This window comes from Paenibacillus sp. V4I3, from assembly GCF_030817215.1.
Taxonomy (GTDB): Bacteria; Bacillota; Bacilli; order Paenibacillales; family NBRC-103111; genus Paenibacillus_E.
This window is the reverse complement of record NZ_JAUSZA010000001.1, coordinates 6,147,908-6,160,152: the sequence shown is the minus strand read 5'-3', so window position 1 is coordinate 6,160,152 and position 12,245 is coordinate 6,147,908. Positions and strand designations below refer to the sequence as shown.

The following is a 12,245-nucleotide window of genomic DNA, read 5'->3' as shown; positions in this document are numbered from 1 at the left end:
CATTTTTGGAAAAGAAGAAAAAAACGTTAGCTTTTATAGGTTCATATGCGGATTCGAATAATCCTGGGGTATACACCTGCCAATACGATGAAGAGAATGGAAGCTTGGAAGTCACTCATCAAGTAAATGGTTTGCAAAATCCGACTTTCTTGACTGTGGATGCGAGCAATTGGAAATTATATGCGTTAACGGAGAGTGTTGACGTGAATCAGCAGCGCTGCGGAGCGGCAACTTCTTATGAAATTAATTCAGCTACAGGAGAATTAACGTTTCTGAACAATGAGATCACACTACCTTCAACTACGTGCCACATTACATTGGATCATACGAACCAAGTGGTGATGGTGGCCAGTTATCACGGGGGTATGGTAGGTTTGTCTCCTGTGTTAGCGGATGGCCGTTTAGGTACAACGGCTGATATCCAGCAGCACCAGGGGGCAAGCGTCCTATCGGTGCAGGATAGACCACGTGCTCATTCTGTTTTCATAGATCGAACGAATCGTTTTGCCGGAGTATGTGATTTAGGTTTGGATAAAATCCTGCTTTACAAGCTCGATATCCCTGCCAAACGGCTTATTCCTCATAATGAAGTGCAGGTAGCCCCTGGTTCAGGTCCGCGGCATTTTGCTTTCCACCCGTCCTATGCCTTTGGCTATGTTATTAATGAACTTGGCTCCACAGTTACGGCATTCAGCTATGAGGAAGAACGAGGAGAGCTGACTGAAATCCAGACGATTTCCACACTCCCGGAGTCTTATGAAGGGGAAAATGCCTGCGCGGATATTCATGTTTCTCCAGATGGAAAGTTCTTATATGGATCTAACCGTGGTCACGAGAGCATTGTCGTGTACGCCATCGATCCAGTAACCGGTAAGCTTACAGTGGTGGAGTACGCGCCTACGTTAGGGAAGCATCCACGTAATTTTGCGATATCGCCGGATGGACAATTTCTACTCGTAGCTAACAAAGATTCGGATAACATTGTATCGTTCTCACGGGACTCTCAATCCGGGAAGCTCGTTCCAACCGGAAGTGTACTAAATGTGTCTAAACCGGTATGTATCAAGTTTGCTAGTGTAGAATGACACCTTTCACGGAGCGAGTTATTCACATCATTCGGAGTATCCCCGAGGGCAAAGTCATGACCTATGGTCAGATTGCAAGGCTCGCTGGAAGCCCAAGGGCGGCTCGACAAGTCGTACGAATTTTGCATGCAATGAGCAAGAAGCATCGCCTTCCTTGGCACAGAGTCATTAACGCAAAGGGAGAGATTGCCATCATGGATGATGAAGGATCCCATATGCAAAGTTTTTTGCTGCAAGCTGAAGGTGTCATAATTACGGATCAGCGGTATATTTCCCTTGAGCACTATCAGGTTCAAATGAAAGAAGAAGCATGAGTTTACATAGGCAGCCTCACTTCTTGCAACTGGAAGAAGTGAGGCTTTTTGTAAGAAGGAAGGGAGTTAAGCTTTGTCGAATCTTGTGAAAAAGGAAGATCAATTCACGGAGGTTGTTATGAGTCAAGAGCAAGCTTCATCAGCAAAGATATATAATTTAATAACGATGCATTCAAATCCTTCACAGCGGCGGTTTGCTTTTATTATTGGGGCTATAGTGGCTTTGATTTCACTGCTTTCTGTGCCGTTTGTAAGGATACAGTTGGTTGAGCTGCAGGCCTATCAGCCGGCCATTTTTTCCACGGTTATTTGTTTTGAATTAATTACGGCTTACGTGATTTATAGTCAATTCAAAATCAATCGCTCACCGGTGGTACTGGTCCTGTTTGCATTGTATCTGTTTTCCGGTGGTATGAGTTTGGTCTATATCCTCACGTTCCCTCGTGTTTTCGCTGAAAATGGCTTGTTCCATGCAGGAACGCAAACTTCGGCTTGGCTATACGTGTTCTTGCACGCAGGATTTCCCCTAGCGATTGCCCTCTATATGATGATTGAATCGAAATATGCGAATGTTAATTATAGTGCTGGTAAGGCTAAGAGATTAGGTCTGTACACCTTGCTTGGTGTCGTTATACTAATCACAGGATTGACTTATATCACGACGCATTTCAAAAATGAACTGCCAATTGTGTTGTCTCAAGGTAAGCTAACACCCTTGTTTCTATATGGTCTTGGGCTGCCCATTGTCTTCATTACTTTACTTACATTAATTGTCTATTACAAAAGATCCAAAGCGAGTACGGTTACTTCGACCTGGCTATGTGTAGCCATACTGGCTTCAATGCTTGATGTGGCGATTATTCTTTGTGGCGGCGGGCGCTTCAGTGTGGGATGGTATGTGGCTAGGTGGAACAGCTTTGTATGTGCAAATATTGTGCTTGCGGGAATGATTTATGAGTTTACCAAAATGTATCTGAGTATGACAGAGCTCTTCCAGCAGGTGAAGGATAGTAAAGATAAATATAAGGTGCTGCTTGGTGAAAGCCAGCTGGCTGAGAGAAAGATTTCAGAACAAAGCGATATTATTGAACGGATGCTTGAATCCAGCCATGAAGCCATTATCATGTGTGATACAGAAGGACGGGTTATCTTTACGAATCGCCGAGTGGAACATTTCTTTGAACGTCAACTCGAAAGCGGAGAACGGATATCTAGTTATTGTCTAGGAATGAAAACCTCAGAAGCTGCTTTTGATGAGTTCATCGACGCTTATTTCGGACAAACCATCCCGCCTTTTCGTAAGCGTGTATCTAGATTGACGTTGAAAGGCGAAACAAGGCACTATGAATGCTATGTCAATCCTATTTCAGGTGAAATGGAAGGGTCACTCAGGGGACATCTAGTCGGATTCAGAGATCGTACTGAAGAAGAGCGAATTGATGAGCTGAAAAATGAGTTCGTTAGCATTATTTCTCATGAAATTCGGACGCCACTATCCTCGATTGTGGGTTTTATTGAAATCCTGGCAACACGTGCAGTGACGGAAGAGAAGCGCGCCAAATATATCGAGACGATTCATAAGGAATCTTTACGGTTATCGAATTTGATTAACGATTTTCTTGATTTGCAGCGCCTGGATTCGGGCCGGCAAGAGTTTCACTTCCAATCTCTGGATGCGGTTCTATTACTCCGCGAAATCGTTGAGCAGTGGCAGGGGAAAGACAATCATGAAGCTGAGCTGCATGCAGCAACCGAGCGAATATTTGTCCAAGGGGACGAAGACCGTTTAAAGCAAGTGTTCCATAATTTGATCTCCAATGCGATTAAGTATTCGCCGGGTGCGACGAAAATTGATATTTATGTTGAAACCGATAACGGAAAAGTGTTAATCAAGATACAAGATTATGGTCTTGGCATTCCGGCGGATTCCTTGGATAAACTGTTTACGAGATTTTATCGTGTCGATAATTCGGATCGCAGGAAAATCGGAGGAACGGGTCTAGGGTTATCAATTGTCAAGGAGATCATTGAAGCACATCATGGGAAAGTGGTAGTTGATACGGAGTTGGGCAAAGGCTCAATCTTTATAGTGCAGTTAGTTGAAATAGATGCCGAATAGTCGGGTAAAAAAAGAGCATGTTCAAACCGTGAAAACCTCGCGGATTGGCATGTTTTTTTCATTCTAGTAGTACCTGAATGTTGCTTCTACCCATCTATTTTAATACCTTAAGGCAAGAGGTGCTCTCATTTCGTTAATGTCGAAATATAGAGGAATTTGTCAAAGCACATCGAATTCCCTTGAAAGATTAATGATCAAATGGAGGAGTCATAAGGAATGAAGCCACAGAGAACAGCAAATGTAAAAGGATGGGTAAGAAAGTTTTCATTTAAGTCGTTTAAAGCAAGAATGACGGCCATGTTTCTTGTTATTGCGTTAGTACCGATGCTGTTTAGTATTATTTTTTCTTCTTACTATTTGAAGAATGTAGTGACAGGTGAGGTTCACTCCAAGGAAGAGAGTATCGTTAAAGCGAATGTATCAGCAATTGACTATTCCATTCAGCGGCACATAGCGATTTTGAAAGAAATGCAAAAGTTCGACGAATTCAAGAGTGGCAATGAACAGGAAATTATGAAGACGCTTAAGAAATTTGAACAAGCCAACAAAGAAGTTGAACAGTATGTTTATGCAAATAAAGACGATACTGCGCTTACTTCAGCTGGTCAAAAGATTCCTATAGGTGAACGCGATTACGTTAAGCAAGCCAAGCAGACGAAGCTGCCTGTCAGCAGTGATTTGCTCGTCAGCAAAGCTTCGGGTAAAAATGTCATCATTGTATTTGTCCCGCTGCTTGATGATAAGCAAAACTATATTGGTGGATTATTCTGTCCATTAACAACGGATAATCTTACCGTCTACACAAAGACGATAAAAATAGGAGAGACAGGCTACGGTTACTTAATGTCTCCTTCCGGAATGCTCTTAACCCATCCTGATGCAGCTAAAGTAGGCAAAAAAATGGAGGATGTATTTACGCCGTCGGAAGCAGCTAAGTTTAAAGAGACTGTTTTGAAAGAAGCGAAAGGAACGTTTCAATTTACTGGCGAGGATGGGGTAGCTACAGAAATTAGCTTTGATACAATCCCATCAACAGGCTGGCGCTTGGTTACGAATTTAGTCAATGCGGAAGTATATAGCTCGGTAAAAACAGCAAATCAAGTATCGATATGGCTGACTGTGATTACGACTATCGTAGTAGCGGCTTTCGCACTGATTGTCTCGACGAAAACAACAAAACCAGTTATTGCGATTACGGAAGCAGTGAAGAAGATGGCTGAGGGCGACCTAACTCCACGTCTTGCTATCAAGCGAAGTGACGAGCTCGGACAACTTGCCGATAACATGAATCATATGCTCGATTCTTTCTCAGACATTGTCGGAAAGGCTAGATACACCGCGGAACAGCTAGGCGCTTCATCGGAAGAGCTTACGGCTTGCGCTGCGGAATCGGTCGACATTTCAACTACAATCGCCCAATCGATTCAAGAAGTGTTCAATGCGAGTAAAGGCCAACTGCAAGGTGCGGAGCAGACATCTACCGCGATGGGGGAAATGACTATTGGGGTACAACGGATTGCAGAGTCTTCATCGGTCGTGACAGAAGCATCGCATGCTTCGCTGCAGGAAGTTCAGCAAGGACGCGTTGCGATCAATCAGGCTGTCGAACAGATGAAGTTCATTAATGATTCCGTCGGGAAATCGGCAGATGATATAAGAGCACTTGAATCGTACTCACAAAAAATCGGTGAAATTGTGTCGGTCATTACTGAAATTACAAACCAAACCCAACTGCTATCCCTCAATGCTTCTATTGAGGCCGCACGCGCTGGCGAACAAGGACGCGGGTTTGCGGTGGTAGCGAACGAAGTCAAGAAGCTGGCGGAACAGTCATCATCCTCTGCAGCCGATATTTCGAGTTTGATTCGGGAAGTGCAGTCTTCGACGTCAAGAGCCGTACAAGCAATGAATAAAGGTGTACTGGACGTAGAGAAAGGTTCTGAGCTTATTGATGCGGCAGGTCAGGTCTTTAACCGTGTTACCTCGACATTCCAAGAAATTTCCGACCAAATCCAGGAAGTCTCGGCCGCATCTCAGGAAATGTCGGCTGGAACTCAGGAAGTAACGGCGTCTATGAGCGAAATTGTGCACATGACCAAAGCCTCTTATGACCACGGACAAGGCATTTCTGAAGGGTCGAAGAAGCAGCATGCGACCATGGAGGAAATATCTGCCTCAGCAGAAGATTTAAGCAATATGGCGCAAGAACTGCAAGAATCGCTTGCTAGATTTAAAACTCGTTAATATTTCAAACGTTTATACAAGCTTGGCAAAGGGTATAGAGAGGTCAACCAGAAACTGGTTGGCCTTTTTGTTTTGCCCAAAAATCCAGAAAAGAAAGGGAAAAGAGTTACAAAGTCTATAAAACGAGAATAGACTAACGTATAAGTAGGCCATACGGACAGGAGGCATGCTATGAATGACAGGACCTTATATCTATTCGATGGCATTAATAAAAGCTCTGTGAAAACCATAGTCGAGCAAATCATGAGAATTAATCAATATGATGATGACAAAGATAAGAAAGAAAAAGACTTCAAGCGACTGCCTATCGACTTAATTATTAACAGTAATGGTGGGAGTGTCTATGATGGTCTAGGATTGATCAATGTAATTGATAACAGTAAGACGCCGGTACATACATACGTGTATGGACTTGCTGCTAGCATGAGTTTACTAATCGCTGTTAGTGGTCATAAGAGGTACGCCGGCCGACTTAGTACATTCATGTATCATTCTGTATCTACACATATCGACGGTCATTTGGAACACTTGAAAAATCGTGTGGATGAAACGCAGAGGCTGCAAAACATTTATGATGAGTACATCTTATCGAAAACGAAGCTGCATACAGACGAGCTGCATCGTGTTCAGGAGCATCAACGTAATTGGTATCTGAGTCCAGATGAGGCCTTATCATTTGGGATTATTGATGAAATTGTATAGGTATGGCGGAGAGAAGCCTGAGGGATTCTCTTTTTCTTTGTTTTTTCTTTGCTTTTGGTGTTTAATTGAGAGATAGAGAGAAGAGGAGCAGCCGTGCTGCCCCCTAATGAAAAGGAGATCCATACCGTGTATAAAATTGTATTTTTTGATATTGACGGCACATTAGTTAACGAAGAAAAACAAGTTCCTGCAAGTACGATAATTGCAATTCAACAATTAAAGCGGCAGGGGATCGAACCGGTTATCGCAACAGGACGAGCTCCCTACTTCATCAAGCCCTTGGCTGAGCAGCTTGGGATCGATTCCTATGTATGCTTGAACGGCGGCTATGCCGTTTATCGAGGTGAACCGCTCTACAGACGGATTATCGCCAAGAGCAGCATAGAAGCGCTGGTTAAATTGGCGGCAAAGCATAAGCATTCCCTCGTATTCGAAGGGGAACACAACTACTTCACGGATACTGATAACGACCATCCTTTTGTTGTAGGATCTATTTCCTCATTGAAGGTTGATTTGCCGGCGTATGACCCGGATTTCTGGAAAACCAACGATATTTATCAAATCTTCTTGCATATTGAAGACACGGATGAGCATTTGTACGAGGAACTGCAATCGGAATTTAAGTTGATTCGCTGGCATCAGCATGCGATAGACGTATTACCTGCAGGTGGTTCGAAAGCCCAAGGGATCGCCGCGCTTTTGGAGCTTGTTGGATTGAAGCCGGAAGATGCTGTAGCTTTTGGGGACGGCTTAAATGATATGGAGATGCTTTCGTATGTCGGATTCGGTATCGCGATGGGGAACTCTCACAAAGACTTACTACCATATGCCGATCATGTAACGACACATGTAGATGAAGATGGCATTCGAAACGGACTTATTACGGCAGGATTGCTATAGAAAAGAAACAATACATACAGGGTGAAGATAATGAGAATAGCTTTTTTTGATTCAGGGATAGGCGGTATTACTGTCTTACACGAAGCCATGAAGCAACTGCCTCATGAAGATTTTCTGTATTTTGCGGATACCCTTCATGTTCCATACGGGACGAAATCGAAGGAGGAGGTTCTTGCTTTTGTCAAAAAATCCGTAGACATGATTATCAAAGAAGAGGTCAAAGCCCTCGTCATTGCTTGCAACACAGCAACTAGTATAGCCATTGCAGAATTAAGAAAAACCTATGAGATGCCGATTATCGGCATGGAACCCGCGGTAAAGCCAGCCCTCGAAATGAATCGTTCATCAGGTAAAAGAGTGCTCGTTTTCGCTACGCCTTTAACGCTCAAGCAATCGAAATATAGAGAGCTAGTTTCTCGTATGGATGATATGGGTATGGTGGATTCGGTGCCGCTGCCGGAATTGGTTGAATTCTGTGAACAATTAAATGTGGAGGGTCAACAAATCACTGATTATTTTCATGCCAAGCTGGAGCCCTTTGACCTTAGGATGTATGGGACAGTCGTTTTAGGATGCACGCATTACCCTTTTTATAGGGGCGTTCTAAGAAAGATGCTGCCAAGTCACATCCAAATTGTTGATGGAAGCGCGGGTACTGTGAATCGGTTGATACAGCTGCTCAGGGACCGGAACCAATTACTTGGCGAGGGACAATCCAACATCAAATTCATGTGTTCCAGCAATGAGACAGCCTATATTCAGAAGATGGAAAAGGCCTTGGAAATCATTCAAGCTATTGGATAGTAAGGTTTGAGAACAAGTCAAAAAGGCATTGCCGTGCAGCCGCCGCTGCATGACAATGCCTTTTATTATGTTTAGTAGAAGGATTGCGTTAGGTTACGCTCTGATTTCAAGCAGCTCATAGCTAATGACACCCATTGGTGCATTCACACTAATCACATCACCAACTGATTTGCCCATGAGGGAAACGCCAAGTGGACTTTCATAGGAAATTTTATTTTCATTCACATCGGCTTCCTGAGTACCGACGATTTTATACTCAATTTTCTCAGCAAATTCCACATCATTGAGAATAACGGTAGAGCCAACTTGAACTTTGGATGTGCCGATATTCTTAACAACTTTAGCTTTCTTCAGCATTCTTTCAATCGTCAATATTCTGGTTTCCATGAAAGATTGGTCATTTTTGGCGGAATGGTACTCACTGTTTTCCTTGAGATCACCATAGCTAATTGCTGTTTTAATACGGCTGGCTAGTTCTTTGCGTTTGACGGTTTTGAGATCTTCAAGCTCTAATTCTAAACTACGTAATCCTTCTGGAGTTAGAATAATTTCATCATTGGACATATTTTTTGCAGCTCCTCATTCATTCGATACTAGATATACTACTAAAGTAACTGAGGCAAGTAAAGTAAGTAAGACAAGGAGAACTGTCTAACTTGATCTTTTTTTCATAAGCTGGGCTTGATGTAAGCAACTTTATAGCTATGACTGGCTTCGCCTTACAATGATCTGGAGGATAGCCCTTCTTTTTGCCATTCAATCATCCTATCATCAAAATCTCCCGAATCTCTTGCTCCGTCAAGACGGACAATGCCTCCTGGCCCGGCTGGATCACTTCATCAATCAGGTTCTTCTTTTTCTGTTGGAGCTCGTACATTTTATCTTCAACGGTGCCTTGCGCAACAAGACGGATCACCTGCACGACCTTCTTCTGTCCGATACGATGTGCACGGTCGGCTGCTTGCTGTTCCACAGCAGGGTTCCACCATAAGTCGTAGAGGATAACGGTGTCGGCACCGGTAAGGTTTAGTCCAGTACCGCCGGCTTTTAATGAGATGAGGAACAGGTCTCGCTCGCCTTCATTAAATTTGTTGCACAGCCCTACACGCTCTGCAGTTGGGGTTTTACCGTCTAAGTAGAAATACGGCACTCCTTGATAACCTAGGTCTCGTCCAATCATTCCCAGCATCGCTGTAAATTGCGAGAATATCAGCACCCGCTTGCCGGCACTTCTGCATTCTTCGATAATCTGCATGAGCTGCTCGAACTTGGCCGAGCTTCCGGCATAATCTTCGACGAACAGAGATGGGTGGCAGCACAACTGGCGAAGTCGGGTCAAGCCGGCCAGAATTTTGATCCGATGTTTATTAAAGCTGTCTTTGTTCAGATGCTTCAGTGTTTCTTGTTGTAGTTCGGCCAAATAGGCGACATACAGCTTCTTCTGCTCCGGCAGCAGCTCGGAAGCTTGTAACGACTCGATCTTCGCCGGCAGTTCCTTCAGAACGTCGGTCTTCAGCCTGCGCAGCAGAAACGGCCGGACCCGCTTGGCCACACTTTCACGGGATAAGTCATTGAAAGCTTTTCTCCCGCGGAACAATTGAGGGAACACCGCGTCAAAGATGGACCATAGTTCTTCAAGCCTGTTCTCGACTGGAGTTCCAGTAAGGGCAAAACGGTATTGGGCTTGAATCTCCTTCACCGCCTGGGCCGTCTGTGTGGTGTGGTTCTTGAACACCTGGGCCTCATCCAAAATAAGCGTATGGAACGATGGCTTCATATACAGGTCGATATCCCTACGCAAAAGCGGGTATGAGGTTATGAGGACATCCACTTGTGACGCATGTTTCAGAATCTTGCTGCGCTCTTCTCTGCTCCCATCTGCGATGACGGCCCGAATCTCTGGCGCGAATTTCTTCAGCTCATTGAGCCAATTGTAGACGAGAGAAGCGGGAGCAACGATTATCGCCGGCAGCGCCTGCTTTCTAATCTCGGGCAGTACAGAGACAATAAAAGCGATGCTTTGTATGGTTTTTCCAAGGCCCATATCGTCTGCCAAGATGCCGCCGAAATTGTACTGGGCCAGCGTCTTCAACCATTGGAAGCCATACTTCTGGTAATCCCGAAGTACAGGTTCCAGACTGGCCGGCACCGTGAAATCCAGATTATCCGGATTCCGCATGTTTTCCAGCAACTGGCGGAATGTTCTGCCCAGCTTAACGGTATTTCCTTGCCTCTCGGAATCCATCAAATAGAGCCCGCGGACTAAGGGGAGGCGGATCTCTGCTGCTTTCACGTCCTCCTTGGTAATGCCCATTTCGTTCATGATGCGAACAATTTCCTGAAACTCCACGCTTTCGAGCGGTAGTAACGCCCCATCCGGCAGCCGGTGGTATTTGCGTTTCTCCCCAAGGGATTTCAACAGATTGCGGATTTCCGATTCAGGAATACCTTCCATATCGAATTTGAATTCCAGCCAATCCGTTCGTTCATCCACATCAACCTTGACCTTCGGCGGGCCATGTCCGGTTAGAAGTCTTGTTTTCACGGCAGAGGTGGCATAAACAGTCACCAGCTTCTCCAACTGCGGAACGACGTGGTACAGAAATTCGTATTCCTCGTCTTCACTATCCATGAAATATCCCTCCTCCGTCTTAGCGAAGGGACTTTGCTCCATAAGTTCCAGAATTCGTCGCTCCTGATCTCCGTCTCGCATTAGAATGCGGTCGGTTCCGCGCCTCTGCTCATTGCCTTCTAGCGGGTTAATGACAATATCGCCGTATTGAAACTCCAGACCGGCAAGCAGTCGATCTTTCACTCGGTCCAAATACAACTTAGCCTTTAACGGCGTTCGCATAATGCGGTCGGAAATGGCCCCAGCGATATGGACACTGCCTAACTTCATCAGGCCAGGAATCACTTTTTCCATAAAAGGTTCCATTTGCTCGGACGGAATTTGAATTTGGTGCTTGCTGGAGTATTCGAGCATTTGCTTTAGCTCCGAAAGACGCTTGCACGGTTCAGCTTGCATGTGCATCAGCTTTCCTTCGGAAAGGACAACCCCATACGATTCCATAACTGTAATCTTATCCAGACCTTGGACATCCAATTGGAAGCCTTCGGCCTCTGTTTGGTCGAACTCAAAGAGGAGCGGGATGGGTTCATCGGATACACGGATTCCATCGAATGTACGGTCATTCTGCTCAAGTTTAACGGACTTAGCCTGGTTAAGCGCAGGAAGAAAGGTTCTCCATGAGAAAGGAGGAACCAGAAGCATCCGATCGCCACTCAAATGATTGACATGAACGGAGTATATAGTTGAAGTCTCATGGTACATCTGCTCATTGTGATAGATTTCGATAAGCTGCCGAATGACTGCATCATCTTCTTTTTGAAAACTATGGAGCTTAGGGTCGTAGGTAAAATGCTTTGAGAATACATAGGCTTCTCTCCGCTCAATATGATCAAGAAATTCTCTTAACCTTTGGACGATATACAGTCGTTTAGGGCCGACCTTCATCTCAATCCCGAACATGAGCTTCCGATAGCCGTATTGGAATGGTTTGCAGGTAAACTCCAGTTCTAGAACTTCTCTTGTATCGAAAAGAGGTTGTGAACGGCTTGGACGCAGCGGTTTGTTCCCGAACAAATCCAGGATATTGCTCGTCAATCTACGATCTCCCTCTGAATTTCCAGAAGGTCGGGTTGTTGTACCGCCAACTCGAGATACTTGCTGAATTGCATGAATATTCAGCAGTACGGCAGCGATATGTTCGCAGTATTTATCGTCCGGATCATACGCAGGACAGGTACAATGGGCAATAACATCCCCGTTTATATTATTTTCAACGGTCACTAGGCAGGTGCCGTTATATCCTTCGACTGTTGCTTCATAGAATGGCATTTTAGGATTTTCATTTAGGAAAGTCACTTGTCCTTCATGGTAGTAGGCTTCTCCTTTTTCATAAGAAAACCGGCCACACAACAACTTAATGACCCCATCTGTCAACTGAAAGCTCATTACCTTGATCCTTCCTTTTGAAAAATAGATATGTTCCGGAATTGTTATTTGTTGAATTC

General features: G+C 44.6%; 9 protein-coding genes. 7 read left to right on the top strand and 2 right to left on the bottom strand.

The genetic code is table 11. The features are described 5' to 3' along the window. Positions 1-5 precede the first annotated feature (5 nt). The 7 genes from QFZ77_RS28645 to murI all read left to right on the top strand — a co-directional run bounded on the left by QFZ77_RS28645 (position 6) and on the right by murI (position 8,168). Positions 6-1,085, top strand: a complete 1,080-nt coding sequence (locus QFZ77_RS28645) for a lactonase family protein (RefSeq protein ID WP_307444762.1) — start codon at positions 6-8, stop codon at positions 1,083-1,085. Continuing rightward, on the top strand, positions 1,082-1,399 hold the full coding sequence (locus QFZ77_RS28640) for an MGMT family protein (RefSeq protein WP_307444759.1): 318 nt from the start codon (positions 1,082-1,084) through the stop codon (positions 1,397-1,399). Before QFZ77_RS28645 ends, QFZ77_RS28640 begins: the two co-directional genes overlap by 4 nt. A 73-nt stretch (positions 1,400-1,472) precedes the next feature. After that, on the top strand, positions 1,473-3,518 hold the full coding sequence (locus QFZ77_RS28635; RefSeq protein WP_307444758.1) for an MASE4 domain-containing protein: 2,046 nt from the start codon (positions 1,473-1,475) through the stop codon (positions 3,516-3,518). 216 nt (positions 3,519-3,734) lie between these two features. Next, a complete protein-coding gene (locus QFZ77_RS28630; protein ID WP_307444756.1) occupies positions 3,735-5,762 on the top strand; it encodes a methyl-accepting chemotaxis protein in 2,028 nt (675 codons plus the stop codon). Positions 5,763-5,933: 171 nt separating this feature from the next. Beyond that, positions 5,934-6,464 (top strand): ATP-dependent Clp protease proteolytic subunit, encoded by a 531-nt coding sequence (locus QFZ77_RS28625; protein WP_307444754.1) that lies wholly within the window; start codon positions 5,934-5,936, stop codon positions 6,462-6,464. Between the two features lie 117 nt (positions 6,465-6,581). Continuing rightward, a complete protein-coding gene (locus QFZ77_RS28620) occupies positions 6,582-7,364 on the top strand; it encodes a Cof-type HAD-IIB family hydrolase (RefSeq protein WP_307449915.1) in 783 nt (260 codons plus the stop codon). 30 nt (positions 7,365-7,394) lie between these two features. Further along, complete coding sequence (gene murI, locus QFZ77_RS28615; RefSeq protein WP_307444752.1) at positions 7,395-8,168, top strand: glutamate racemase; 774 nt, start codon at positions 7,395-7,397, stop codon at positions 8,166-8,168. Between the two features lie 93 nt (positions 8,169-8,261). On the opposite strand, the gene greA is transcribed toward murI, so the two are convergent. Beyond that, positions 8,262-8,732, bottom strand: coding sequence for a transcription elongation factor GreA (gene greA / locus QFZ77_RS28610; protein ID WP_171647486.1), 471 nt, complete (start codon positions 8,730-8,732; stop codon positions 8,262-8,264). A 196-nt stretch (positions 8,733-8,928) separates the two neighbouring features. Continuing rightward, positions 8,929-12,186 (bottom strand): DEAD/DEAH box helicase, encoded by a 3,258-nt coding sequence (locus tag QFZ77_RS28605; protein WP_307444750.1) that lies wholly within the window; start codon positions 12,184-12,186, stop codon positions 8,929-8,931. Positions 12,187-12,245: the final 59 nt, after the last annotated feature.